Origin of the sequence: Actinopolyspora lacussalsi, from assembly GCA_030803735.1 — a bacterium.
Taxonomy (GTDB): Bacteria; Actinomycetota; Actinomycetes; order Mycobacteriales; family Pseudonocardiaceae; genus Actinopolyspora; species Actinopolyspora lacussalsi.
In genome coordinates this window covers 2,624,977-2,650,243 of sequence record JAURUC010000001.1, presented here as the reverse complement: position 1 = coordinate 2,650,243, position 25,267 = coordinate 2,624,977, and the positions used below count along the sequence as shown (strand labels likewise).

Sequence of the window (25,267 nt, the reverse complement as noted above, 5' to 3'; positions counted from 1 at the left end):
TGCCTCGCTGCGGGTGCCCCGACATCGGGTAGGTACTACACAACGTCGGGGCCGTCCTCGCGAGGCACTCGCCGGAGAACCCGCGGCGGTGCCGACTGCGTGAGTGGTCGGGGTTCGCCCCGCGAGGGTGGCCGGAGTTCGGCCTGCGGAGACGGTCGGGGTTCGGCACTGCGTCGAAGCGGCGCGGCGATTTCGTGGGAATTTGACGCCCACGCCTCCGCCGTGCCGCCCCGGCGTCCCGGCGATTTCGCGAGAAATCGACGCCCACCCGCCGTCCCGGCGCGGTCGTGGGAATTCGGGCTGCTAGTTTCGAAGGTGTGGAGCAACAGCCGTCCGCAGTCCGCCTGCTCGGTCCGGCCGAGGTTCGAGGACTGGCCGAGCGGCTCGAATTTCGTCCCACCAAGAAACTGGGGCAGAATTTCGTACACGATCCCAACACCGTTCGGCGCATCGTCGACATCGCCGGTATCGACTCCGACGACGTGGTTCTCGAAGTGGGTCCCGGCATCGGCTCACTGACCCTGGCCCTGCTCGGAACGGCAGGCGCGGTGACCGCTGTGGAGATCGATTCCGTGCTCGCCGACCGCCTCTCGGCCACCGTCACCGAGCACGCTCCTACGCTGGCCGAGCGACTGCGGGTGATCAACGGTGACGCGTTGCGGCTGAGCGCGGCCGAATTCGGCGGTCCCGAACGCGCGCCGACGGCACTCGTGGCGAACCTGCCGTACAACGTGGCGGTCCCCGTGGTGCTGCGGCTGCTGGCCGAGCTGCCCTCGTTGCGGCACGGTCTGGTGATGGTGCAGGCCGAGGTGGCCGATCGCATGGCCGCCGGGCCGGGCAGTCGCCGTTACGGCGCCCCCAGCGCGAAGTGCGCCTGGTTCGCCGATGTGCGGCGTGCGGGCTCGGTCTCGCGCAACGTGTTCTGGCCGGTGCCGAACGTGGATTCCGGGTTGGTGGCTTTCACCCGTCACGAGCCGCCCGCCGAGATCGACCGCGACCGCGTGTTCGCCGTGGTGGAGGCGGCCTTCGCCCAGCGCCGCAAGACGTTGCGTTCCGCGCTGTCGGGTTGGGCGGGTTCGTCGGAACGCGCGGAGCGGCTGTTGCGTGCGGCCGGAGTCGATCCGGCCGCCAGGGGAGAGCAACTCCACATCACCGAGTTCGCCGCTCTGGCCGGGCTCGCGGAAACCGAAGCCTGATCGACAATTCCGAGTTTCTCGCCGACCGGAGCGCACCGCCGCTCTATTCCGGCCGGGGTTTTCGTATTCGACCGGGCACTGGTTGTGACCATTCTTTTCGTTTCGTTCCGCCACGAGTGCCAGTGACGAATACGACAAACGGCGGAAAGTGACTCATATCAACTTGCGTCCAGCGGAATCGATGATGTTTACTCTTCCGCGGAGTCCATCCCGAGCGGCTGAGAGATCTGGCTCGACGACGCCGCAGCAACCACCCGGATCGGGCAGGTGCTACCGCCAGGAACGATGGAGTTGATTTGTCTCTGAGTTCCACCGCAAGCGCCAAGACGCTGCCCGTGGCTATCCGCCTCGGCCTGACGGAGCGTCGTGTTGTCGATCTCGGGCGGCGTACCACTACCGCCTGTCGGCGCCACGTCTGATCCCGTACTGGCCCCTGGTTCCTTTCCACCCGGTCTTCGCGTGCGACCTCGCACGTCCGCGGCCGAGGCGAGCTGAAGCGGAGTTCGATCGTGATCACAGTCGAAAACCTGACCAAGACCTTCACCCAGAGCAACACCCCCGTGGCGGCGCTCGACGACGTGAGCCTGCAGGTGCCGGACGGTTCCGTCTGCGGAGTCGTGGGGACCAGCGGTGCCGGTAAGTCCACCCTCGCGCGTTGCATCGCCCTGCTGGAGAAGCCCGACAGCGGAGCCATCCGCGTGGACGGGACCGATCTCGTCTCGCTGGAGGGCAGCAAGCTCCGCGCGGCGCGGCGCCAGATCGGTGTGGTTCCCCAGGGCGATTCGCTGCTGCGGCAGCGCACGGCGGCAGGCAACGTCGCCCTGCCGCTGGAGTCGGCGAAGGTACCCGCCGCCCAGCGCCGCGGCAGGGTCGCCGAGCTGCTCGACCTGGTGGGGCTGGCCGACAAGTCCTCGGTCTATCCGGACCACCTCTCCGGCGGGCAGCGGCAGCGGGTCGCGGTCGCGCGTGCGCTGGCGGCGAAGCCCTCGGTGCTGCTCGCCGACGAGCCGACTTCGGCGCTGGACCCCGGTACCACCGACTCGGTGTTGACCGTGCTGGAGCGCGCTCGTTCCGAGCTGGGTGTGACGGTGCTGGTGGTCACGCACGACATGGCAGTGGTTCGACGCATAGCCGACGACGTCGCCGTTCTCGAACAGGGCAGAGTGATCGAGCACGGCAAGGTGCTGGACCTCGTTTCCGAACCGGGCAGCCGGATCGGTTCGACCCTGTTGCCCGAGACCGACCAGGCGAGCACGCTGCAGCTCGACTCCGGCGGGCACGACGTCGTCGCCGAGGTGGTGCTGGTCGGTTTCGCGGCCGTGGGTGCGTTGCTGCCCGAGGCTTCGAGCCGGTTCGGGGTGGAGCTGTCCATTCTCGGCGGTGGACTGACGCGGCTCGGGGACACGCCCGTCGCCAAATTCCGTGTCGGGCTGTCCGGTGAACGTTCCGAGTCCGCGCTGAAGTGGATGATCGAGCGCGATGCGCATGTGCGCCGCGCTCCCGTGAGCGTTGATGGAGTTGCCGCGTGAGTGACGTGACCCCCTGGTCGGAGGTCTTGGAACTGGTACGTCCCGCGACTGTCGAGACCCTCTACATGGTCTTGATGTCGACCCTGGTGGGGGTGGTCGGTGGTCTGCCGTTGGGGGTTTGGCTGCACATGACCTCACCCGTGGGGCTGACCCCCAAACCGCTGTTACACCGGGTGCTCGGCGCGATCGTGGACGTGACGCGTTCGATCCCGTTCGTGGTGCTGCTGGTGGTGGTCGGTTCGCTGACACGGCTGCTGATGGGACAGGCTTTCGGCAGCAGCGCGGCGATCGTGCCGCTCGCCATCGCCGCGGTGCCGTTCTTCGCGCGGTTGACCTCCAACGCGTTGCGCGAAGTGGATTCCGCGATCGTGGAGGCCGCGGTCACCACCGGAGCGGGCAAGTTCCGGATCGTGTGGACAGTGCTGCTCAGCGAGGCGCGAGCGGCGTTGGTCGGTGCGGTCGGGGTGACCATGCTCGCGTTGATCGGCTATGCCGCTATGGCGGGCGCCATCGCGGGCGGCGGACTGGGTGCCACCGCGATCCTGGACGGTTACAACGCCTACGACGACCGTGTGCTCTACGTCTCGGTGGTACTGCTCGGAGTCCTGGCATGGGGGATGCAGCTGATCACCGACTGGGTGACCAAGTTGGTCGACCGCAGGCGTGCCGCCACCAATGTCTGAGCCCGCCGTTCCCCGGGTTTGAGACACGGCTCCTCGGACGTGAGACACGGCGGTTTCGCTCTTCCGGTGAGTTCTCGCGGCCCGACAGGTCGAGCCTCCCACTGGGTGCCTTCCAACGGGAGCCTCCCACCGGATCGAAAACCGCCCGGCAGAAACCGACAGAACCGAAGAAGACGACCGGCCTCTTGTGCCGTTGCGGCGGCGAACGCCGCCGAACCGAGATCCGAAAGGACCTTCGATGCGTACCAAGCTCCTCGCCGCAGTGCTCGCCTCCTGCACACTCGCGTTAGCGGGTTGCGGCGGCGGATCGGCCGCGCAGGACGATCCGAACGCGGCGATCAAGGTCGGCGCCACCGCGCAGCCGCACGGCGAGATCCTGCAGTTCGTCAAGGAGAACCTCGCCGCCGAGCGGGACATCGATATCGAGATCGAGACGTTCAGCGACTACAACAGACCCAACGCCGCCACGGCCAACGGCTCGCTGGACGCCAACTACTACCAGCACAAGCCGTTCCTCGAGGAGTACAAGGAGGAGCGCGGTGGTGACCTGCACTGGGTCGCCCCGGTGCACCTGGAGCCGCTGGGCATCTACTCCAAGAAGATCGACTCGCTGGACAAGGTCTCCGACGGCGCCAGCGTCATGATCCCCAACGATCCCTCCAACCGGGGGCGGGCGCTCAAACTGCTCCAGTCCAAGGGGTTGATCGAGCTCAAGCAGGGCGCGGCCGAGGAGACCGACGTCCGCGACATCGTCAACAACCCGAAGAACCTCCAGATCGAGGAGCTCAAGGCCGCCCAGATCCCGCGCTCGCTGCAGGACGTGCGGTTCGCCGTGGTCAACGGCAACTACGCGCTCAAGGCCAACCTGGACGACCCGCTGGCCCTGGAGTCGACCGAGAACAACCCCTACGTCAACGGGGTGGTCACCAACTCCGAGATGCAGGGTGACCCGCGCATCGACAAGCTCGTCGACATGCTGCGGTCCCAGGAGGTCAAGGACTTCATCAACGAGCAGTACGGCGGCAAGTCCGTCATCCCCGCGAGCTGATCGCACGACCTGTCGGACCCCGGGCGACGCACACCTGAACGTGCGCGGCACGAACACGTACCCTGGGGGTGTGCTGTCCGTGGTACCGACCCCGATCACCGTCCGGGTCCCGGCGAAGGTGAACCTGCATCTCTCGGTCGGTGACAGTCGCCAGGACGGTTATCACGAGCTGGTGACCGTTTTCCAGGCGCTGTCGCTGACCGACGAGGTCACGGTACGCAGTTCCGACGAGCCGGGCATCGAGGTGCACGGCGAGGGCTCGGAAAACGTGCCGTTGGATTCCGACAACCTGGCCTGGCGAGCCGTGCTCGAACTCGCCCGTGCCAGTGGCAGGGATCCCGACGAGACCGGTGTCCACATCTCGATCAACAAAGGGATACCGGTCGCGGGCGGCATGGCGGGCGGTAGTGCCGACGCCGCCGCCACGCTGTTCGCGCTGAACGCGTTGTGGAAGCTCGAACTCGGCCGTGACGAGCTATCCGGGATAGCGGGCCGACTCGGCAGCGACGTGCCGTTCGCCCTGCAGGGTGGTACCGCGCTCGGCACCGGTCGTGGTGAGCGGCTGGTGCCCGTACTGGCCCGACACACTTATCACTGGGTGATCGCGCTGCACGGCGAAGGACTCGGGACACCGGAGGTGTACACCGAGCTGGACCGGTTGCGGCGCAACTCTGACAACCGCGTGGGCGAGGTCGAACCGCTGCTGGAGGCGTTGGCCTCGGGCGATCCCCGCGAACTCGCCCTGCTGCTGGGCAACGATCTGCAGGCCGCGGCGGTCTCGCTGCGCCCGGGACTGCGGCGGACGCTGCGTGCCGGGGTGGACGCGGGAGCGCTGGCCGGAATCGTGTCCGGCTCCGGGCCCACCTGCGCCTTCCTCTGTACCGACGGGGACGAGGCGGTGCGCATCGCCGCCGAGCTCTCCGGGGCCGGGGTCTGCCGGACCGTGCGAGTGGCGCAGGGACCCGTTCCGGGAGCACGGCTGGTCGGCGACGAGCACGTCGATCGCCCACCCACTCCGCCGCAGGTGCACGCGTGAATCCGGGTCGGGCGTGACGCCGACCGTGGCCGCGAAGCGGTCACGGGACCCCGGCCGCCGGTGGCCCGTCAGCGCACCGATCCAACCGAGAACCGACCCGCCCGCGCAATGAAATCGATGGTCCGGACCCGCAACGTCCGCGGCCTGTTCCGCGCATACTCGAAGTCGACGGAGTGACCAACACTCGATGGCCAACCTGATCAACCTGGAATCGGTCGAGAAGAGCCACGGGGTCCGGCCGCTGCTGGACGGAGTCTCGCTCGGCGTGACCGAGACCGACCGCATCGGGGTCGTCGGACTCAACGGCGGTGGCAAGACGACCCTGCTGGAGATACTGACCGGCATCGAAGAACCCGACGCCGGGCGGGTCAACCACACCCGCGACCTGCGCAGCGCGGTCGTGACGCAGCGCACCGAGCTGCCCGCCGACGCGACGGTGCGCAACGCGGTGCTGGACCCGCAGGGCTTCACCGCCGAGCACGAGTGGGCCGCCGATCCCAAGGTGCGCTCCGTGCTCAACGGGCTCGGCATCACCGGGCTCGGCCTGGACAACAGGGTCGCCGAGTTCTCCGGTGGGGAGCGCCGCCGGGTCGCGCTGGCCGCCGCACTGGTGCGCGAGCTCGACCTGCTCGTGCTGGACGAGCCGACCAACCACCTCGACGTCGAAGGGGTGCGCTGGCTGGCCGATCACCTGTTGTCGCGGCGTTGCGCACTGGTGATCGTCACCCACGACCGCTGGTTCCTCGACGAGGTGTGCAACCGCACCTGGGAGGTCGTGGACGGCCGGGTGGAGCAGTACGAGGGCGGTTACGCCGACTGGGTCTACGCCAGGGCCGAGCGGGCCAGGATTGCGCAGCAGACCGAGGAGAAGCGCCGCAACCTGGCGCGCAAGGAACTCGCCTGGCTGCAACGCGGTGCCAAGGCCCGGACCTCCAAGCCCAAGTTCCGGGTGGAGGCGGCCGAGGCCCTGATCTCCGACGTCCCCGAGCCCAGGGACACCGTGGAGCTCGTCTCGTTCGCCAAGCGCCGGTTGGGAAACACGGTCGTCGAGCTGGAGGACGTCGACCTCCGGGTCGCCGAGCGCAAGCTGCTGGACAACGTGACCTGGCGACTCGGACCGGGCGATCGGATCGGTCTGGTCGGGGTGAACGGTTCCGGCAAGACGACGCTGCTGCGGTTGCTGGCAGGGGAGCGGGAACCGGACGGTGGCAAGCGGGTCGAGGGCAAGACGGTCCGGCTGGCCCACCTCACCCAGGAGCTGCACGACCTGCCCGGTAAGTGGCGCGTGCTGGAGGCCATCGAGGACGTCGCCAAACAGGTCACGCTCGGCAAGTACGAACTGACCGCCTCCCAGCTGGGCGAGCGGTTCGGCTTCGGCAAGGGCAGGCAGTGGACCAGGGTCGAGGACCTCTCCGGCGGTGAGCGCCGCAGGTTGCAGCTGGCGAGGCTGTTGATGGACGAGCCCAACGTGCTCGTGCTCGATGAGCCCACCAACGATCTCGACATCGACACCCTGCAGCAGCTGGAGGACCTGCTGGACGGCTGGCCCGGCACCCTCGTGGTGGTCTCGCACGATCGTTACCTCGTGGAACGGGTCTGTGACAACGTGGTCGCGCTGTTCGGCGACGGCAACATCACCCACCTGCCGGGTGGGATCGACGAGTACCTGAACAGGCGACGCTCGCTGCTGGAGGGCGGGGACCAGGCGCTCGGCAAGCAGCAGCGGGACTCCGGCGGATCCACGGGGGCCGCGCAGGGCGGGAAGGCCAAGTCGAACGGGCTGTCCGGTGCGGAGGACCGCGCCGCGCGCAAGGAGCTCTCCCGGCTGGAGCGCCAGCTCGACAAGCTCTCCGGGCGCGAGGAGGAGCTGCACAGCCAGCTCGCCGAGGCCGCCACCGAACCGGAGCGGTTGCAGCAGCTGAATTCGCAGCTGCGGGAGCTGCGGGAGCAGAAGGACGACATCGAGTCCCGCTGGATGGAGCTGGCCGACAGCCTGGAGTGAGCCCCGGGCCCGTCGATTTCGCGAGAAATCGACACCGCGAGGACGGTGTCGGTCCGTCGATTTCGCGAGAAATCGACGCCCACCTCGCGGCGGTAGCGGGGATGGGCAGCGGCAGCGGGGATGGACGGTGTTTCGCAGCGCGATCCACCGACGGAGGTAACGAGATCCGTTCCGACGCGAAGTAGACTGGAATTGTGAGCCACTTCACGGAAATGGTGGCCGCCGCGGCCGCCGCGGATCACGGTCCCGGCACTCGCGGCCTGGTCACCGGTGAGCCGGACGCGCCCCGCTGCCGGAGCTGGTGGCAGGTACGCGAGTCCGCGTTGCGGATGTCGGCCGCGCTGCGTTCCGCCGCGGAGTTCCCGCCGGTGCGCCGTGGTGACGCGGTGGCGGTCCTCGCCGCGAGACCGGACTTCGTGGTTCCCGCGGTGCAGGCGGCCTGGCTGGCGGGTGCTTCGGTGACGATGCTGCACCAGCCCACGCCGCGCACCGATCTCGAGGTCTGGGCCGCCGACACACTGCGCGTCACCCGGATGATCGACGCCAGGCTGGTGCTGCTCGGCGAGCCGTTCCGCGAGTTCGCCCCGGTGTTGGCCGAGCAGGGCATCAGGTTCCGCGAACTGGACGAGCTCTCGGGGGCGGACACCGCGCCGACCGAGGAGGTTCCCACCGGCGAGGACGACCTCGCGCTGCTGCAATTGACCAGCGGCTCCTCGGCCGAGCCCAAGGCGGTGCGGATCACGCACGGCAATCTCCACCACAACACCCGCGCGATCACGGCCGCCGCACGGTTGTCCCCCGAGCACGACGTGGCGGTCTCGTGGCTGCCGCTGTTCCACGACATGGGCATGGTCGGTTGTCTGGCCGTGCCGATGGCCCTGGGCATGCGGCTGGTGAAGGTCACCCCGGCCGACTTCCTGGCGCGGCCCTCGCTGTGGCCGGACCTGATCGGGCGGTACGGCGGAACCGTCACCGCCGCGCCGAACTTCGCCTACGCCATCGCGGCACGTGGCATGGAACGAGCCGAGCAGGGTGAGTTCGACCTGTCCACGCTGCGGTTCGCCCTCAACGGTGCCGAGCCGGTGGATCCCGACACGGTGGAGCGGTTCCTCGCCGCGGGAGCCGGATTCGGACTGCGGCCGGAAAGCGTCGTGTGCGCCTTCGGCATGGCTGAGGCGACCCTGGCCGTCTCGTTCGCGCCCGCCAACGCCGGTATGAGCGTGGACACCGTGGACCCGGAGGAGCTCCGGTCGCGTCGGCGGGCCGTTCCCACCGAGACGGAAACGTCCGGGGTACGCGGGTTCGCGAAACTCGGCCCCCCGCTTCCCGGGATGGAGGTCGTGGTGGTCGACGAGTCCGGTTCGCCGCTGCCGGAGCGCAGCGTGGGTGGTCTGCTGATCCGTGGTGCCGCCGTGACACCCGGGTACCTGACGGTGCACGGGCCGGTAGCGGCCACCGACGAGGACGGGTGGCTGGACACCGGTGACGAGGGGTATCTGGTGGACGGGCAGCTGGTGGTGTGCGGGCGCCGCAAGGAAGTGATCGTGCTCGGCGGTCGCAACGTGCACCCCGCCGACATCGAGCGGGCCGCCTGCGCGGTCCCGGGTGTGCGTGCCGGAAACGCCGCTGCCGTGCGCAGGGACGCCGATACGCGACGCGAGCACTTCGCGGTGATCGTGGAGTCCCGTTCCGCGGGCGACGAGACCGAGGAACGCCGACTGCGCAAGGAAGTCGCCGCGAAGATATTCGGCGAGGTGGGGGCGCGTCCTTCCACGGTGCTCGTGGTCGCACCGGGTTCGCTGCCCAAGACACCCTCCGGCAAGCTCCGGCGCGGCGCCGGTGCCGAGCTGCTGTCCTGACCCTCTCGGTGGTGCCCGCCCGGCAGGCGGGGCCGATCGGTCGAGTCCCACTCGGACGGAGCGCGACTCGCGTCTACCGCACGGTCTACCGTCGTGTGCTTCGGTGGCGGTGGGCGCGGACGGCGGTGTGCACGACGACCGCGACCGCCGTTGTGAAAAGCAGCAGGGTCGCGGCGTTGAGTTGCCAGGGCACCAGGCTCATGGTGTGCCCGTCGGGCCACACGCAGTGTGTTGTGACCGGGTAGTCGAAGAGGGAACTGCTCTCGATGTAGACATCGGAGCTCAGTTTCCACGGGTTCGTTTCGCACACGTCTTCCGGCTGATTGGCGATGCCGGACCACAGCGCGGCGGTGTGGGCGTCCAGCGTCGCCAGCAGCAGCCAGCCCACGAGCTCGACCCTCACCCCGCTGGATCCGCGTCGCGCGAGCGAGATTCGTCCCGTCGTGAGCCAGTGCAGGAACTTGCCGAGGACCAGCCAAGGAGTGCCGACCAGCAGCAGTGTGGCGAGCTCGCTCGCGAGGTCTTCCACGGTTGGACGTCGCTCCTTGATCGACGCACCGGTTCATCGGTCTTCCGAACCGAGGTGCGAGTCGGAATCCGGGACGGCCCGGTCGCACGCTACGGAAACCTCGTCCCGGGCGGATCGACTCCGGGAGGTCCCGATACGCACGTCGGCCCGATCTCCACGGTACGGCAGGAGATCGGGCCACCGTGCGATGTGAGGGTCAGAGAACATCGACCGTCGCGGGGAGGTCGAGAATACGGCCTATCGTTGTACTCGAGTCGTCCTCCGGAACGAGCTCGACAGGTTCCCGCGGTTCGTACTTCGCGCCCCTGGGCGGGAAGCTCTCGAGCCGGCCGACGAGTTCGACCGGGTTCTTCGTGGTCAGGACAAGAGGTTCTTGCCGTGTTCCGCGAGGAGTCACCCGCTCCCGCAGGCTTTCGGGCGGGTTCTCGATCGAGATGTCCAAGCCGGTGATCAGGGGCTGCACGAACCTCGGTGGGAATTGCCGGATCATGGTCAGTGAACTGCTCGCGTCGGTGCTCTGTTCGATGCGGACCTCTCCGAGGCCCTGCTGGGCCGAGGAGTTCTGCCGGGGAGATGCGTCTTCGGGGGAAACCGAGTGTGCTTTCAGGTTTCTGATATCGACGGAAGTGGTCCGTCCCGGTGTCACCGGGGGCTCGCCTTCCATGATCACCGAGCCCGTCAGCGGAATCACGAAGTTCCCGTCACCCAGCTTGAGCTCCATGCCGGATGAGGTGAAGGCAAGCTTCTCGATACCTTTCGTCGAGCTCGACTTCTCCACCTGCGAGGTCGCCGGGGGCGTGGCCAGTGCCGCCGGTACGGCCGGTGTGACGGTCAGGGCGACCACCCCGGTCACGCCGATGACGGCGCGGCGAAACACACGACGATTCCACAACACGATTTGTCCTCACATTCGAGTCCGAACGGTGCCTGTGACAACCGATACCTTGGTGAGGGCGTGATGCTCCCGCAAACAGTGGTCCACTATCGAGGAATACGGTCACTCAATCCGACCACTGGTGAATACACGTAGGATCAAAATGGCGCAGTCCGAAGGTTTTCTGTTCGGTGCTTCTGCGGAATCACCTGCACCCCGGCTCGTCCGGAAAGGTTCGGCCGGGGTGGGGCGATGGCACATCGGCTTTTTCCGAGTCGTCAGTTGGGCCGCGCTCGTGCGAGTCGCCGCGGGGCGAAGGCGTTGATGCTGCCCGCCCCCTTGCCCGGTTCGTCGTCCCAGCCGCCGATCTTGGCCGCGAGAGCGCGGTAACGGCCACTGGTGGGTGGTGTGGTGATGTGGAAGTGGGACTCCTTGACCGGATCCAGGTCGCCGCCCCAGGCCACGAGCCCTTCGCAGTCGGCGAGGATGTCGCGGATCACGATCCGCTGCTCCTCGAAGAACCCGCTTTCCGCTCCTACGGGGTAGAACAGCGGACGGATCGTGATACCGCTGCCCGACAGGTACGTCGACTCGTAGGGAGCCCGGACGCGGGTGTCCGTGGTGTGCCCGGTGATCTCCCCGGGTTGCAGCTGGGACTCGATGTCGTAGACGAACCGCCGTGCCACGTACAGCAACACCGGTGCCGCTGCGGGGGCCAGTTCCACGGACAGGTTGCTGCCCTCCACAGGGAACCGTTCGGCCTCGTTCCCGCCGAGAACCGACCAGCCGTTGACGCTCTTCCGCCGCCGCCACGTCGACGTGGCCGGGGAAGCGAGTGCGGTGGCGGGCAGGGAGGTGAGTGAGGCGGCGCCGAGTGCCATGCCGCCCAGGGCGAAGAAGTGTCGTCGGTCGATGCTTGTCATCCTGCTGTCCTTTGATCTCGCGGACGGGTACGTGGCTTCGGGCGAGGGATCGCGTCTACGGCGTGGTGTGCTGCCGTGCTCTCCGGCGCCGATGGGCGCGCAAGGCGGCGTAGGCGGTGACCGCGACCGCCGTTGTGAAAAACAGCAGGGTCGCGGCGTTGAGTTGCCAGGGCACCAGGCTCATGGTGTGCCCGTCGGGCCACACGCAGTGTGTTGTGACCGGGTAGTCGAAGAGGGAACTGCTCTCGATGTAGACATCGGAGCTCAGTTTCCACGGGTTCGTTTCGCACACGTCTTCCGGCTGATTGGCGATACCAGACCACAGCGCGAGATTGTGGGAGTCCAGAGCGGCCACTAACAGCCAGGTCACGAGCTCGAACATCCCCCACCCGGAGCCGCGTGCTAAAAGTGGTAGCCGCTGCGTCAACAGCATCTGCAGAATTTTGACGAGAATCAGCAGCGGCGTGGCGAACAGCAGCAGCGTGGTGAACTCGATCGCGAAGTCCTCCATGCTCAGCGATTACTCCTTGATCGACGCACGGCTCAGTTTCCTTCCAGGCCGCGCAGTGAGTTGAGCGTGTCGGCGTAGCCCTGGCAGAACGCACGCAGATCGGACTGGGTGATCGACAGCGGATCGACGAACGTGCCGTTCTGCTTGATGATCAGCCCCTTGCGGGAGGCCGCGTACTTCGTGGCGTCGACGGGGTCGGCGGGCGCGCCGGTCAAGCATGCCACGGCCCCGTTCACGACGTCCGTCGTACTGCCGTACCGGTCGGAGAAGAACCTGCCGAAACGGGACTGGTGCCCACCACCGCTGAGCAGGTTCCGGAACTCGGTCACCACGTTCGCGCCCGCCTTGACCGCCAAGCCGATGTGGTAGCCGTCGACGTCCTCGACCAGGTCGTTCAGCATGAACGTCGTCCGCACGTTCGACTTCGCCAGCCGGTCCATGGCGTACTTGTGGCCGTCCTTGTTCTCGTCCTCGTCCCGGACCCACTCGCCGTAGAAGGTGATCAGATCACCGCACCAACCACCCAGGTCACCGAGTTCGATCCCGGCGCGGCTACCGGCGCCTTCCAGGAGGTAGGCGTTCGCCGTGGCGCACAGGTGATCCACGTGGATCGTCACCCCGGCGGAGGGATCCTGGTAGTTGTGGTGCTTGGAAGTCCGCAGACCGGCATCACGGCACTTCGCGACGAAACCTTCGTCTACGAGCTCGAAGTTAGCGCGCCACTTCCAGTCGTTGTACTTGGGATAGCGCATCCACTCCAGCGTGAGCTTGGAGGCGCGGGACGAGTCGTAGGACCGCGCCAGCTCGTGGACCTGTTCCAGGTAGGCGAGGAAGTCGTCCACCGGAGTGGTGTCGCGGTTGATCGAGTCGGCCCCGAAGTCCTTGCCCGGTCGATGAACCACTCGGTCGAGGTCGAAGACGTCGTCGCCGTTGTGGAACTCGAACTCCTTGATCTGGTTGAACGCCCAGTTCAGCGGCAGCGGGAAACCGAGGTTGCCGGAGAAGCCCCAGGACATGCCGGACACGAAGGAGTGCGACACGTACGCCTCGGAGCTGGCTCGGGCGCACACGTTCCGCGAGCCGTACACGCCGGGGATGAATCTGCTCCCCTGGCTGTTGAGGGCGCCCTGCACTCCCTGGAAGTAGGGGATGATGTTCGAGGTGATCTCCGGATCCGTGGCGTCGTAGTCGACGGCGAAGTAGATCACGGTTCCCCAGTTGAACCCGTAGTGCTCTCCCCGATCGTGGGCTTGCAGACCGTGCTGGTACCCGGAGGAGTAGTTGAAGTCCTCCAGATCGCGAGCGTTGTACTGCCAGATTGGGAAGCACCGAAGGCCCGCGTCGAAGATATTCTGCAACTCCCCGTCCTTGATCTCCTTGTCCAGGTCGCTGCTCGGGGGCTCGGCGAGGTAGCGGCCCACAGCGCGGTAGCCGGCCTCGTACAACGCCCGGGCGCGGGAAGCGGTGATGGTGAACCGCGTGTCACACGAGTCGGCCGGGCGGTCGGGATCACCCGTGGACACCAGCAGCTGCGCCCAGGTCGTGAAATCGCCGTCTCCGGTGACGGGGAGCGCGGAGAATTCCTGGAACTCCCTGACGAACGTGGCTGTCGCGGAGGTGTAGTTGTCCCGGAACCCCACGCCGGCCGGTGCACCGGGCACCGGTTCGTTGAAGATGCACGCGGCGTGGAACAGCTGGGTGATCGGACCGGAGGAACCGAGGGACTGCGGGTTCCGCCTGAGCCCCTCCTCGGTGCCGGGGCCGAAGTTCCCGTTCGGGCCGGGAACGTTCATCTCGTACTGCAGGGCCTTCATCAACGCCTGCTGCACGTCGCGCGAGAAATGACCCTCACACGGGCCGATGAAGTAGTTCGGCCTCGTCCAGTACCGGCCGTTCAACCAGCGCTGGATCTCCCGCACCTCCTGCCTGCCGCCGCCGAGGATGATGTAGGAGTCCATCGTCAGCAACGCCTTGAAGATCTTCGGGGTGACCTGGCCGCCGGAGGTTCCCGTCCCGCCCTCCGGCAGGCCCATGTTGCCCCGCATCTCCTTGACGGCCTCGGTGGTCACGGTTCCGTAACCGCCGTAGCTGTTCGCGCCCCAGTAGCCCTTGCAGAACAGGGCGTGCTGGATGATCCGCACGATGTTGGGATTGGCGTCCCAGCCGAACCCGATGTCACCGAGTTCCCGCACCCCCTCGAGGGTGCCGGGGCCGAAGTTGGCGACCACCGGCGAGATGCCCAGTTCGTGCTGCAGCCCCATCGTGAGGGACCACATGGTGCTCCACCCGGTGCGGCCGTCCTCGTCGCATTTCTGGTATCCGGCCACGTTGCCGTAGGTGGTGTTCACCCATTGCTGGGCTTTGAGAACCTTTTCGTCCATGTGGTTCGGATCACCTCTTCGATCGGGTTTAGACGCGCAGGAATGCGGGCGGTCTAAAAGGGTGACGCCCCGCGGTGTTTCCTGCGGTTGTCAACGGGTGACAGCGAGAAGGGGAGGTTTCGTTTCCCCGGTTCCTCTCACCGTGACTTCTTATGAGAACTTCGTGGAGCATAGTCATGATGGCGATTTAGTGCTACCCCTGAGTGAATCAGGATTCTCGTGTGTTGTGTCCTTCTGGCGTATTGACTTTGTCGGCTGGTTGTAATATCTGGGAGGGCGAAGTTGCTGACGGTTTTTCGGTGCGCAGAGCTGGGATGTAGGGTGCTGAAGCCGTGTCGGGCAGGGTGGACGAATCCATCATGAAAGGTTCCCTCGGTGCTCGGCACGTAGTGTAACGGTGTTGTCGCTTCCGTTTCCGGGTTGGCTCTGAGCTGGGAAAACTGTGAAAAATTCATCCTGTTGGGTCTTTGGTTCGAAGGTCCGGACGACTCACTGGTGAGGTGTACGTCACACGGTGTTGCCGCGGAATTGTCCGTGATGCAGGATGTTTCGACGGCGTCGAGATTGAGGAAATTTACCTGGGGGTGTTCGAAGTCTTCTGACGTGTCGATCTTGTACGGTGGCGCCCGTGCGGTGCTCTAGAAGTGACGTGTGGCGCTGTTGGCGTCTCATGTGACTTCGTTTGGTGCGAACCTGTTTTTGTCTTTTTGGGGTTTATTGATGAGTGGCAAGAAAATCGTAAACGGCGTGTCGAGTAGGCTTTTCCGGCGTTTCGTCTTCCCGGTGCTCAGTCTGGTTTTCGTCGCCGTTTTCTCGTTTTCCGTGAGCGCGGGGACTGCGGCGGCCGAGCCCTATCCGTGTGGGGATCGGGGGGAGACCGGCTTGTGCGCGGACAATCTGCGTGCCCTGAACGTCCGGACGGGGCCCGCCACGTCCTATACCGCGCTTTCCCGTGCTCCCGAGGGCAAGTCGATGGCCATAGACTGCTGGAGCTTCGGGGAGTCGATCAAGGGCGACAACATCTGGTACTACATAACCTGGGTGTCTTCCTTCGACGGTCACTCCGGTTTCGTCACCGGGTACTACCTGAACACTGGACCTGATCCAGCTCCTGGTATTCCTCAGTGCTAGGCCTGAACCCCCGCCCGGCAGCCTGGCCGTGTGGTCGGTTCGGCCCACCGGTTTCCCGCTCCCAGGGCATCCGGTCAAGGGACTGTCGTGACAGCGCGACTCGTGCTGTCACGGTCGGGCATCCGGATCGAAGGGTCCGGGGAACGACTGGCCCGAAACTCCGTCAGTGGAACTCGTTCTGCGCGGCCTCCAGGCCCTTGGCCGCCAGTGTCGACACCGCGTCGGCGCAGCGATCGACGAAGAACCCGAGTTCGGATCGCTCGGTGCGCGAGAAGTCACGCAGCACGTAGTCGGCCGGATCCATCCGCCCCGGCGGGCGGTCCACCCCGAACCGCACCCGCAGGTAGTCGCGAGTGCCGAGCGACTTGCTGATGGAGCGGAGCCCGTTGTGGCCGTTCTCGCCGCCGCCCCGCTTCAGTCGGACGGTGCCGTATGCCAGGTCCAGCTCGTCGTGGATCACGATCACCGACTCCGGAGCGACCTTGTAGAACCGGGCGGCTCCCGCCACGGGGCCGCCGGACAGGTTCATCAGCGAGCGGGACTTGGCCAGCGCGACACGGGTACCGTCCAGTCTGCCCTCGGCGATGTCGGCCCCGGACTTGTGCCGTTTGAACTTGCCACCGACGCGTTCGGCCAGTTCGTCGGTCACCAGGAATCCCACGTTGTGTCGGTTGCCCGCGTAGCGCGGTCCCGGATTCCCCAGCCCGACGATCAGTGCGAGCCGGTCCGCGTCTTCACTGTCCCGTGTACTCACGACGTCCTCGGATCAGCCGATACCGGAGGGTGTGGCCACCCGAGTCGATCCGTGCGGCCACACCCGTTGTTCCGGTGGAACTTTGTCACGCCTCGACGCGCCCGTCGAGAACGGCTGCGAAGCCCGAGCCGACGAAGCGTCACCAAAAGGCGATCACTCGTTCGCGGTCTCCTCTTCGGAAGCCTCCTCGACGACCCCGGCACCGCTGGTGTCGATCTCCGACTCCATCTCGGCCTCGGTCGGGGCCTCGGAGATGTTCACGACCAGGACGTCCTCGCCGCTCTGCAGCGTGGCGCCGCGCGGCAGGGTCACGTCCGGGGCGTGGAACTGGGTGCCGGCCTCGACGCCCTGGATCGAGATCTCCAGCTGCTCCGGGATGTGGGTGGCCTCGACCTCGAGCTGGATCTCGTTCGCGTCCTGGGCGACCAGGGTTCCGGGAGCGGCCTCACCGGTGACCACGACCGGCACGTTGACGGTGACCTTCTCGCCGCGCTTGACCAGCAGCAGGTCCACGTGCTCGATGTAGTTCTTGGTCGGGTGAGTGGTGATCTCCTTGCACAGGGCGAGCTCGCTCTTCTCACCCGTCACATCGAGGGTCAGCACGGCGTTGCGGCCGTTCTCACGGACCACGCGGGCGAAATCCACGGTAGGCAGCGAGAGGTGCTTCGGGTCGGAACCGTGGCCGTAGAGCACCGCGGGGATCTTGCCCGCCCGGCGGTACCTGCGGGCGGCTCCCTTGCCGAACTCGTTGCGCTGTTCCGCTGCGAGACGTACTTCGGACACGGTGACGTACTCCTTGGCTCAGGGATGGTGTGCATCAGTCGCTGTCCTGCGGCGGCGCGACGCGCGACTGGTCTGGCGGTCGGGTCGCCGAACGCTCTGCCGAAACCCTGGGAGCCGGAGCGGTGCACCGGTGTGCCACCGGTGACCACCAGCCGCCACGCCGATAACGCCGAGTTCTGGAACCCGACCTCGCCGAGGCAACCAGGCCATTGTATGCGGCGACCGTTCCGGCTGGTTAACCGGCCGGGGCGAAGTACCGGGGCGGATTCGAACAGGTCTCGCTGTTAACGTCTTTCCCGTCCGGCCGCGCGATACTAGGTTGGCTCGCATGACTGCCGAGACCACCGCGAGTGAGCCAACGAGCACGGACTGGCGCAGCAGGCTCCGGCGCGTCGGGCCGGGCATCATGGCAGCCGCCACCGGCGTCGGCGCGGGTGACCTGGTCGCCACACTGGTGGCGGGATCACGCTTCGGGTACGCGCTGTTCTGGGCGATCCTGCTCGGCACCGTTTTCAAGATGGGGATCGGCGAGGCGGTGGGACGCTGGCACCTCGGCTCCGGCAGCACCATTCTCGCCGGTTGGCGCTCGCTCGGACGCTGGGCCACCGGATTCTTCGGCGTCTACATCGTGCTGTGGGGCTTCGTCTACGGCGCTACCGCCATGTCGGCCACCGGCCTGCCGCTGAACGCGCTGTTCCCGGCGCTGTCCGTGCGCTACTGGGGGATGATCTGCGGCGTGGTCGGCCTGGTGCTGGTTTGGCTGGGCCGGTACCGGCTGCTGGAACGGCTGATGACGATCCTGGTCGGCGTCATGTTCGTGGCCGTGGTGGGAACCGCGGTGCTGGTCGGACCGAATCTCGTCGCGCTCGGCGGCGGGATCGTGCCCCGGCTACCGGAGGGGTCACTGGCCTATGTGCTGGGCCTGATGGGAGGTGTCGGCGGCACGATCACGATGGCCGCCTACGGCTACTGGACCATGGCGAAGGGGTGGCGGACCCCGCGTTGGATCCCGTTCATGCGCACCGACAACGCGGTCGGCTACATCACCACCGGCATCTTCGTGGTGGCGATGCTGATCGTGGGATCCGAACTGCTGCTGGGGCAGGGCATGGCCGACGGTGACCGCGGCCTGCTCGAACTCGGGCAGCGACTGGCCGCGGATTACGGGCAGTGGGCGCGGCTGCCGTTCCTGGTCGGATTCCTGGCAGTGACGTTCACATCCCTGCTGGGCGTGTGGAACGGGGTGAGCCTGCTGTTCGCCGACTGGTGGCGTACTTGGTGGTCACGCGAGGAAACCGGTTCGGACCCCGGGAGCACGGTGGGGATGCGCAGTTGGCCGTTCCGCGGGTACGTGCTGTGGTTGACCGTGCCCCCGATGTCGTTGTTGTTCCTGGACAAGCCGTTCCAGCTCACCATCGCCTACGGGGTGCTGGGCGCGCTGTTCATGCCGTTCCTGGCCGGGACGCTGCTGGTGCTGCTGAACTCGGGGCGGATGCCCGCCGCCCACCGCTCGCGGTGGTTGTCCAACACGGTGTTGGCACTGTGCCTGGTGCTGTTCGTCGTGCTGGCCTTGGACAAGCTGATCGGCTACGTCTCCTGACAGCACCTTGTCGACTCGGTTGTCCACCGTGCTCGGGGCGCGTCAATTTCTCGCGAAATCGCCGCGCCCCCCGGCCGCTAGGGGGTGGCCGTGCAGGGGGTGGCCGCTCAGGCCTGGCCGTTGAATAGTCCGGTCACCGAGCCGTCCTCGAACACCTGGTGCACCGCCTTGGCGATCAGCGGAGCGATCGAGAGCACCGTGAGCTTCTCGAACCGCTTCTCCTCGGGGATCGGCAGGGTGTTGGTCAGTACCACCTGCTTGGCTCCGCTGTTGGAGAGCCGTTCCACGGCCGGGCCGGACAGCACGCCGTGCGTCGCGGCGATGATCACGTCCTTGGCGCCGGCCTCCAGCAGCTGTTCGGTGGCCTTCACGATCGTCCCGCCGGTGTCGATCATGTCGTCGACCAGCACGCACAGCCGGTTCTCCACGTCGCCCACCACGCGGTTGGCCACCACCTCGTTGGGCTTGGTGGGGTCGCGGGTCTTGTGGATGAAGGCCAACGGCGTACCACCCAGGTTGTCCGCCCACTTCTCGGCAACGCGCACCCGTCCGGAGTCCGGTGAGACGACCGTGATCCGTTCCTCGGAGTAGGCGTCCCTGACGTAGTCGGAGAGCACGGTCTGGGCCAGCAGGTGGTCCACCGGGCCGTCGAAGAAGCCCTGGATCTGGTCGGTGTGCAGGTCCACGGTCAGGATGCGGTCGGCACCGGCGGTCTTGAACAGATCGGCCATCAACCGTGCCGAGATGGGCTCGCGGCCCTTGTGCTTCTTGTCCTGCCTGGCGTAACCGTAGAACGGCAGAACCACCGTGATGCGCTTGGCACTACCGCGCTTGAGCGCGTCCACCATGACCAGCTGCTCCATCACGGCCTCGTTGATGGGGCTGCTGTGCGACTGGATCACGAACGCGTCGCAACCGCGTACCGACTCGTCGTAGCGGACGAATATCTCGCCGTTGGCGAACTCGTAGGCCGCCTGCGGTGTGACCGTGACGTCCAGATGCTTGGCGACCTCCTCGGCCAATTCCGGATGACTGCGGCCGGAAAAGAGTTTGAGGCTTTTCTTCGGAGTCGCGGACATCGCACTCACGGTCATCGTCCCCTCCCGTTGACGGCTGGAAAGCTCGAGTGTCACTCGTCGTTCTCGGTGGAGTTCTCACGGTCGGCCAGCGCACGCTGGGCGGCCTCGTCGGCGGCTGTGCCGGGACGTCGTTTGGCGACCCAGCCTTCGATGTTGCGTTGTTTCCCCCGGGCGACCGCCATCGCACCAGGGGGAACATCATCAGTGATGACCGAGCCCGCGGCGGTGTAGGCGCCGTCGTCGACCCGAACAGGAGCCACGAACATGTTGTCGGCACCAGTACGTGCGTGGGAGCCGATTACCGTGTGGTGTTTGGCCACGCCGTCGTAGTTGACGAAAACCGTGGCGGCTCCGATATTACTGTTCGTGCCAACCGTGGCGTCTCCGACGTAGCTCAGGTGGGGAACCTTGGTCCCCGTGCCGATGTCGGCGTTCTTCACCTCGACAAAGGTACCTACCTTGCCGTTCTCGCCGAGACGGGTGCCCGAGCGGAGATAGGCGAACGGTCCCACCGATGCCCCGGCCGCGACCTCGGCGTGCTCGCCGTGGGTGGACACGACCTCGGCGCCCGCGCCGACCGAGCAGGCGGTCAGCGTCGTCTCCGGGCCGATGCTCGCGCCGTCCGCCACGGTCGTGCCCGCACGCAGCCGTACGTTCGGTTCCAGCACGACGTCCCGGCCGAGCCGCACGTCGCAGTCCAACCACACACTGCTCGGATCCGTGATCGTGACACCCTCGCGCATCCAGTGCAGCAGCATCCTGCGGTTGAGCTCGGCCCCCACCGAGGCGAGCTGGACGCGGTCGTTGACCCCCTCGACCAGCCAGTTGTCCGAGCACACCAGTGCGCCCACACCGAGGCCCTCGCCGCGGGCTATCGCCACCACGTCGGTGAGGTACAGCTCACCCTGTGAATTGTCCGTGGAGAGCCGCCGCAGCGCGGTGTCGAGGAAACGCGCGTCGAAGGCGTAGACCCCGGAATTGATCTCGTCGATCGCGGCCTGCTCGGGCGTGGCGTCCTTCTGCTCCACAATGGAGGTGACCTCGCCCGCGGCGTCGCGCACGATCCGGCCGTAACCCGCCGGATGCTCCACCACGGCGGTCAACAGGGTCACCGCGTTGCCGGATCGGCGGTGTTCACGCAGCAGCGCCCGCATCGTGGTGGAATCGAGCAGCGGAATATCACCGTAGGTGACCAGCACGGTCCCGGCGGACTCCCGTTGCTCTCGGCCACAGCGCACCGCGTGGCCGGTGCCGAGCTGTTCCCGCTGCACCACCGTCTCGATGCGGCGACCGAGTCCGTCCTGCAACGCCGCGAGATGTTCGTCGACGGCTTGCCTGCCGTGCCCGATGACCACGCTCAACTCGTCCGGTTCCGCGCCCGCCGCGGCGCGGACGGAATGCTCGAGCAGCGGCCTGCCCGCGATCCGGTGCAGCACCTTCGGAGTCGCGGATTTCATTCGAGTGCCTTCGCCCGCGGCCAGCACGAGCACACTCACGGGGTCGGAGGACATGCCGTCCGAAGGCGGCTGGGCCGAAACGCCCTCGAGCATCGATGCTCTCCCTCGGAGTCCAGCGGTTTCGACGCCGACTCACCGCCACCCGTGGTTACTGCCGGACTCCGCGAGACCGAACCCGTAGCAGTCCCGGTAAGGACGGTGCCTGTACGTCCAATCGGGTGAAGGGTAACTGTTCGGACGCTGTATCGGACCGCTGCCCCGGTATGTAATGACGTGGCGGTGTGCCGGTGGGAGGAATGTTACCGCGCGTGTCCGTTCCGTGCGCGGTTTTCGGGTGATTTCTCGCGCGTTCACCTTCCGCTCGTCCGTACGTTGGTCCGGGCGCCCCGGGTTCCGGGACGGGCATCACCCGGACTGCCCGGCGACACCGAGGTGTCGCGACTCACGTACCGCTCCGCGGGGAGCGTGAGTCCCGGTTTCCGGGAACCTCGGCGAACCGGGGGACTACTGCTCCGATTCGGGTGGAATCCAGGCCGGTGGTTCGGCGGGATCACCGTGGTGCGCGTCCCCGGACATCGCCGCGACCTGATTACCGCCCCGTCGTTTCGACTGGTACATCGCGGTGTCGGAACGGGCCAGCACCTCGCTGCCGCTCTCCTGGGGCAGCATCGCCACCACCCCGATGGACAGCGTCACTCCCCGGGACAGCGAACCGGGCAGTCGGGACACGGCGTTGACCGTGCGGGTCAGCGCGCTCTCGGCGGCCTCCAGCTCCACCCCGGGCAGCAGGACCACGAACTCGTCACCGCCGTAGCGCGAGACGAGATCGTCGGCGCGGAGCGTGTCGCTGAGCGTGCGCGCGATGACCCGGAGGACCTCGTCGCCCTCGGCGTGCGAGAGCTGGTCGTTGACCTCCTTGAAGCCGTCCAGGTCGACCAGTGCCACCGACAGCGGCTGCGCATCGGGTTCACGCAGCATGCTCTCCAGCTTCGCGTCCAGCGCTCTGCGGTTGGGCAGCCCGGTGAGCGGGTCGTGCATGGCCTGCCTGGTGATCGCGTGGTGCTGCCGGTTCAGCCGTTGCCGGTCCAGACGGGCCATCAGCGTGGCGCTGCGCGAGGCGCGCATGGTCCACAGCTCCGATTCGAGCTCCTGGGCGTACTCCTCGACGGCGACGGCGGTGTTGTCCGGATCGAGTCTGGCGCGTCTGGCGTACTCGCGTACCAACGAGATCCGCAGGCTGGGTTCGGAGATGTCCTCGCAGACCCGCTGCCGGGTCTCGGAAAGCACCCTGGTCGCCTCGTCCGGACGTTCCGCGCTGTCGTAACAACGTGCCAACGCGATCGCTATGATGATCGTTTCCTGCACGGGCAGTTCCAGCCCGGGATCGGAAACCTCCTCCAGCTTGTCGATGTGCGAACCGTCCGGCTCCGCCAGCGCGCAGGCGGCCGCCAGCACGGGCATCTGCTCCGCGGCCTTCCTCCCGGGAACCCGGGGAAACAACGACTCCTGCCACGGCCCGTCCACCGCGACCGCTATCTGCGCGGCGGTGCTGAACCTGCCGTCGGCGTCGTCCTGCTTACCTATCCGTTCCAGCCGCAGGCCCCAGCCGAGCAGCATCCGACACCGGTTGATCAGGTGGGTGGCGATCTCGTGCGGACCGCCGCTCTCGCGGATCCGATGGTGCGCTCGGGCCATCACCTCGTCGGCGATGTCGAACACGCCCAGTTGGGTGAGCACGAGACCGATGTCGATCAGTGAGGTCGCCAGCAACCGTTCCCAGGAGCGCCTGCCCAGCGCGGCGTCCGGCACCAGGTCGTCGTCCAGGATCACCAGTGCTTCCGCCGCCTGGTTCAGGGCGTTGTCCTCGTTCCCGTCCAGCAGGGCCAGCCTGCCGCGCAGGGCGTGCGCGTCGGCACGAAGTACGTCGAGCCGGTGTCTTCGTGCGTGCGTCAGCAGTTCGTCCAGCAGCGGGACGGCTTGTTCGGCCATGCCCGGCGTGCACAGGCGCAGTGTCGCGCAGCAGCACAGCAGTTGCCCGAGCATTCTCGGATGCCCCCGCCTGCGGGCCTCGGTGAGGAGGTTGTCCGCTTCCCGACGAGTGGCGTCTCGTGCTTGTGGATCACTGTGCTGACCGATGACCTGCAGTTCGCGCGCACGTCCGACCAACCACGCGTCGGACAGTTCACCGAGCGAGGTTGCCGCTCCCTCCCGCGCGTCAACCACGTCGTCGCGCAGCGGCACACACCCCCTGCCAAATCCGGCCGGGCCAGGCCGGTGCGTGTTGTCAACCGGGGTGCCGGTCGCTCCGCCGCCAGGATTCGAACCTGGACTATCGGAACCAAAATCCGAGGTGCTGCCTTTACACTACGGCGGACCGCACGACACGACATCACTTTTCCGATGACGCGGTGCCGCGTCACCGATGTCCACACCGCAGCCTACCGACTACACGTCGCGCTGACGATGTCGGACTGTCCGCTGTCGTGCCCGAGCACATGATGTCATGCCCGGTTTCGGTGTCCGTAGCCGGATGGATGTTGTGGGGTCGCCTCGTTCGGCCCCATCCTGGGTATGGCCCGCCACACCACTCGGGAGGCTCTCCTCGCTCGGCCCGGGTGGCAGTGGGGTACTGCCGGTGTGAGGCTTGGGAGTGCGGTGGAGCCCGGGAACTTACGCCAGCGTAGGTTACGGTGTCGTAGGCTGAACGGTGCATTCCGGTCGCGCCGGGGAGTCATCCGCGCGGCCGTGGGGTGTGCACGCGGTTAGCGGGCCGCTCCGAACAACCGGTACAACCTCTGTTTCCCGATCCCAGTTGAGGTAGCGATATGACCGCACCAACCGAGAGCGCGGCCGCGGAGCAGCCGCCCCGGCGCACTGCTCCGAAACCCCTTACCGCGGGAAGTCGTCCGCGCGTCGCGCAGGCCCTGGTTTACGTGTTCGTGATAGTTCCACTGCTCGCCCTGGTGGCGGCCGTTCCCTTCGCCTGGGGATGGGGGCTCGGCGTGGTGGACATCTCGTTGGCCATCGTTTTCTACGCACTCAGCGGTCTCGGTGTCACTGTCGGGTTCCACCGGCTGTTCACGCACAGATCGTTCAAGACCAACCGAGCCGTGCAGGTGCTGCTGGCCATCTCGGGCATGGGCGCGGTGCAGGGGCCGGTGATCAATTGGGTCGCCGACCACCGCAGGCACCACGCCTACTCCGACCGGGAGGGCGACCCGCACTCGCCCTGGCGCTTCGGCAGCTCCGCCACGGCGCTGGCCAAGGGGTTCTGGCACGCCCACATGGGTTGGCTGTTCGAACGTGACGTGACCAACGTCGACCGGTTCGCTCCCGACCTGCTCAAGGACCGCGTCCTCGAGCGGATCAACAGGCTCTTCCCGCTGTGGACCGTGGTCAGCTTCGTGCTCCCCGCCGTGCTCGGCGGGCTGATCACCTGGTCCTGGTGGGGAGCGCTCACCGCGTTCTTCTGGGCCGGTCTGGTCCGGGTGTCGGTGCTGCACCACATCACCTGGTCGGTGAACTCCATCTGCCACATGATCGGCGAGCGTCCGTTCAAGAGCCGCGACAAGGCCGCCAACTTCTGGCCGCTGGCGCTGATCTCGTTCGGCGAGTCCTGGCACAACTCGCACCACGCCGATCCGACCTGCGCGCGGCACGGGGTGCTCAAGGGGCAGCTCGACATCTCGGCACGGTTGATCTGGATGCTCGAGAAACTCGGCTGGGCCTGGAAGGTCCGCTGGCCCAACGAGCAGCGGCTCGCCCGCATCTCGGTGACCGAGGAGCACGGCTGAGGCCACCGCTCCGACAGGAGCTGCTCACTCCGGTCCGCCGGGGTGACCCGTCGCGGAACCTCTCGCGGGCTCTCGTGCGGTGAGGGCCGACGTGGCGT

Annotated in this window: 20 protein-coding genes, 1 tRNA gene and 1 riboswitch; of the genes, 10 read left to right on the top strand and 11 right to left on the bottom strand. The window is 67.0% G+C overall.

Annotation, left to right across the window (positions count from 1 at the left end; all coding sequences use genetic code 11):
* Positions 1-317: 317 nt before the first annotated feature.
* The 7 genes from rsmA to J2S53_RS11740 all read left to right on the top strand — a co-directional run bounded on the left by rsmA (position 318) and on the right by J2S53_RS11740 (position 9,353).
* Positions 318-1,196, top strand: a complete 879-nt coding sequence (rsmA, locus tag J2S53_RS11770) for a 16S rRNA (adenine(1518)-N(6)/adenine(1519)-N(6))-dimethyltransferase RsmA (RefSeq protein ID WP_456241004.1) — start codon at positions 318-320, stop codon at positions 1,194-1,196.
* A gap of 202 nt (positions 1,197-1,398) precedes the next feature.
* Positions 1,399-1,488, top strand: a riboswitch (SAM riboswitch).
* A gap of 217 nt (positions 1,489-1,705) precedes the next feature.
* On the top strand, positions 1,706-2,725 hold the full coding sequence (locus J2S53_RS11765; RefSeq protein WP_456241003.1) for a methionine ABC transporter ATP-binding protein: 1,020 nt from the start codon (positions 1,706-1,708) through the stop codon (positions 2,723-2,725).
* On the top strand, positions 2,722-3,408 hold the full coding sequence (locus J2S53_RS11760) for a methionine ABC transporter permease (protein ID WP_456241002.1): 687 nt from the start codon (positions 2,722-2,724) through the stop codon (positions 3,406-3,408). Before J2S53_RS11765 ends, J2S53_RS11760 begins: the two co-directional genes overlap by 4 nt.
* A 238-nt stretch (positions 3,409-3,646) precedes the next feature.
* On the top strand, positions 3,647-4,456 hold the full coding sequence (locus J2S53_RS11755; RefSeq protein ID WP_456241001.1) for a MetQ/NlpA family ABC transporter substrate-binding protein: 810 nt from the start codon (positions 3,647-3,649) through the stop codon (positions 4,454-4,456).
* Positions 4,457-4,535: 79 nt separating this feature from the next.
* Complete coding sequence (locus J2S53_RS11750) at positions 4,536-5,492, top strand: 4-(cytidine 5'-diphospho)-2-C-methyl-D-erythritol kinase (protein ID WP_456242775.1); 957 nt, start codon at positions 4,536-4,538, stop codon at positions 5,490-5,492.
* A gap of 187 nt (positions 5,493-5,679) precedes the next feature.
* Positions 5,680-7,494 carry an ABC-F family ATP-binding cassette domain-containing protein gene (locus tag J2S53_RS11745; RefSeq protein ID WP_456241000.1) on the top strand — a complete coding sequence of 605 codons (1,815 nt, stop codon included), beginning with the start codon at positions 5,680-5,682 and terminating at the stop codon, positions 7,492-7,494.
* A gap of 194 nt (positions 7,495-7,688) precedes the next feature.
* A complete protein-coding gene (locus tag J2S53_RS11740) occupies positions 7,689-9,353 on the top strand; it encodes a fatty acyl-AMP ligase (RefSeq protein WP_456240999.1) in 1,665 nt (554 codons plus the stop codon).
* Between the two features lie 85 nt (positions 9,354-9,438).
* Here J2S53_RS11740 and J2S53_RS11735 read toward each other — a convergent pair whose 3' ends face one another.
* The 5 genes from J2S53_RS11735 to J2S53_RS11715 all read right to left on the bottom strand — a co-directional run bounded on the left by J2S53_RS11735 (position 9,439) and on the right by J2S53_RS11715 (position 14,571).
* A complete protein-coding gene (locus J2S53_RS11735; protein ID WP_456240998.1) occupies positions 9,439-9,882 on the bottom strand; it encodes a hypothetical protein in 444 nt (147 codons plus the stop codon).
* Positions 9,883-10,078: 196 nt separating this feature from the next.
* Positions 10,079-10,660, bottom strand: coding sequence for a hypothetical protein (locus tag J2S53_RS11730; protein WP_456240997.1), 582 nt, complete (start codon positions 10,658-10,660; stop codon positions 10,079-10,081).
* 374 nt (positions 10,661-11,034) lie between these two features.
* A complete protein-coding gene (locus tag J2S53_RS11725) occupies positions 11,035-11,679 on the bottom strand; it encodes a hypothetical protein (protein ID WP_456240996.1) in 645 nt (214 codons plus the stop codon).
* Between the two features lie 55 nt (positions 11,680-11,734).
* Complete coding sequence (locus tag J2S53_RS11720; protein WP_456240995.1) at positions 11,735-12,190, bottom strand: hypothetical protein; 456 nt, start codon at positions 12,188-12,190, stop codon at positions 11,735-11,737.
* A 32-nt stretch (positions 12,191-12,222) separates the two neighbouring features.
* The gene (locus J2S53_RS11715; protein WP_456240994.1) at positions 12,223-14,571 is read right to left on the bottom strand and encodes a glycoside hydrolase domain-containing protein; all 2,349 of its coding nucleotides are present in this window, start codon (positions 14,569-14,571) and stop codon (positions 12,223-12,225) included.
* Positions 14,572-15,222: 651 nt separating this feature from the next.
* Here J2S53_RS11715 and J2S53_RS11710 point away from each other — a divergent pair.
* Positions 15,223-15,702 (top strand): SH3 domain-containing protein, encoded by a 480-nt coding sequence (locus tag J2S53_RS11710; RefSeq protein ID WP_456240993.1) that lies wholly within the window; start codon positions 15,223-15,225, stop codon positions 15,700-15,702.
* A gap of 163 nt (positions 15,703-15,865) precedes the next feature.
* Here J2S53_RS11710 and pth read toward each other — a convergent pair whose 3' ends face one another.
* Both pth and J2S53_RS11700 read right to left on the bottom strand, forming a co-directional pair.
* Complete coding sequence (gene pth, locus J2S53_RS11705; RefSeq protein WP_456240992.1) at positions 15,866-16,456, bottom strand: aminoacyl-tRNA hydrolase; 591 nt, start codon at positions 16,454-16,456, stop codon at positions 15,866-15,868.
* A 153-nt stretch (positions 16,457-16,609) separates the two neighbouring features.
* A complete protein-coding gene (locus tag J2S53_RS11700; RefSeq protein WP_456240991.1) occupies positions 16,610-17,239 on the bottom strand; it encodes a 50S ribosomal protein L25/general stress protein Ctc in 630 nt (209 codons plus the stop codon).
* Positions 17,240-17,567: 328 nt separating this feature from the next.
* On the opposite strand from J2S53_RS11700, the gene J2S53_RS11695 reads away from it, so the two are divergent.
* Entirely contained in the window at positions 17,568-18,839 is a 1,272-nt protein-coding gene (locus J2S53_RS11695; protein ID WP_456240990.1) for an Nramp family divalent metal transporter, read from the top strand.
* A gap of 107 nt (positions 18,840-18,946) precedes the next feature.
* Here the strand turns inward: J2S53_RS11695 and J2S53_RS11690 are convergent, their stop codons facing one another.
* From J2S53_RS11690 to J2S53_RS11675, 4 genes are all read right to left on the bottom strand, one after another.
* Positions 18,947-19,933 carry a ribose-phosphate diphosphokinase gene (locus J2S53_RS11690; protein ID WP_092923291.1) on the bottom strand — a complete coding sequence of 329 codons (987 nt, stop codon included), beginning with the start codon at positions 19,931-19,933 and terminating at the stop codon, positions 18,947-18,949.
* Positions 19,934-19,968: 35 nt separating this feature from the next.
* Positions 19,969-21,468 carry a bifunctional UDP-N-acetylglucosamine diphosphorylase/glucosamine-1-phosphate N-acetyltransferase GlmU gene (gene glmU / locus J2S53_RS11685; protein ID WP_456240989.1) on the bottom strand — a complete coding sequence of 500 codons (1,500 nt, stop codon included), beginning with the start codon at positions 21,466-21,468 and terminating at the stop codon, positions 19,969-19,971.
* Positions 21,469-21,879: 411 nt separating this feature from the next.
* Complete coding sequence (locus J2S53_RS11680) at positions 21,880-23,616, bottom strand: GGDEF domain-containing protein (RefSeq protein WP_092979559.1); 1,737 nt, start codon at positions 23,614-23,616, stop codon at positions 21,880-21,882.
* A 62-nt stretch (positions 23,617-23,678) separates the two neighbouring features.
* Positions 23,679-23,749 (bottom strand) — tRNA-Gln (locus J2S53_RS11675).
* A gap of 451 nt (positions 23,750-24,200) precedes the next feature.
* Here J2S53_RS11675 and J2S53_RS11670 point away from each other — a divergent pair.
* Positions 24,201-25,169, top strand: a complete 969-nt coding sequence (locus J2S53_RS11670) for an acyl-CoA desaturase (protein ID WP_456240988.1) — start codon at positions 24,201-24,203, stop codon at positions 25,167-25,169.
* Positions 25,170-25,267 lie beyond the last annotated feature (98 nt).

What these genes read in the sequence shown, in the direction of transcription:
- J2S53_RS11755 (WP_456241001.1), top strand. Translation starts at nt 3,647, where the DNA reads ATGCGTACCAAGCTCCTCGCCGCAGTGCTCGCCTCCTGCACACTCGCG.
- J2S53_RS11745 (WP_456241000.1), top strand. Translation starts at nt 5,680, where the DNA reads ATGGCCAACCTGATCAACCTGGAATCGGTCGAGAAGAGCCACGGGGTC.
- J2S53_RS11725 (WP_456240996.1), bottom strand. Translation starts at nt 11,679, where the DNA reads ATGACAAGCATCGACCGACGACACTTCTTCGCCCTGGGCGGCATGGCA.
- J2S53_RS11720 (WP_456240995.1), bottom strand. Translation starts at nt 12,190, where the DNA reads ATGGAGGACTTCGCGATCGAGTTCACCACGCTGCTGCTGTTCGCCACG.
- J2S53_RS11715 (WP_456240994.1), bottom strand. Translation starts at nt 14,571, where the DNA reads ATGGACGAAAAGGTTCTCAAAGCCCAGCAATGGGTGAACACCACCTAC.
- J2S53_RS11695 (WP_456240990.1), top strand. Translation starts at nt 17,568, where the DNA reads ATGACTGCCGAGACCACCGCGAGTGAGCCAACGAGCACGGACTGGCGC.
- J2S53_RS11690 (WP_092923291.1), bottom strand. Translation starts at nt 19,933, where the DNA reads ATGACCGTGAGTGCGATGTCCGCGACTCCGAAGAAAAGCCTCAAACTC.
- glmU (WP_456240989.1), bottom strand. Translation starts at nt 21,468, where the DNA reads ATGCTCGAGGGCGTTTCGGCCCAGCCGCCTTCGGACGGCATGTCCTCC.
- J2S53_RS11670 (WP_456240988.1), top strand. Translation starts at nt 24,201, where the DNA reads ATGACCGCACCAACCGAGAGCGCGGCCGCGGAGCAGCCGCCCCGGCGC.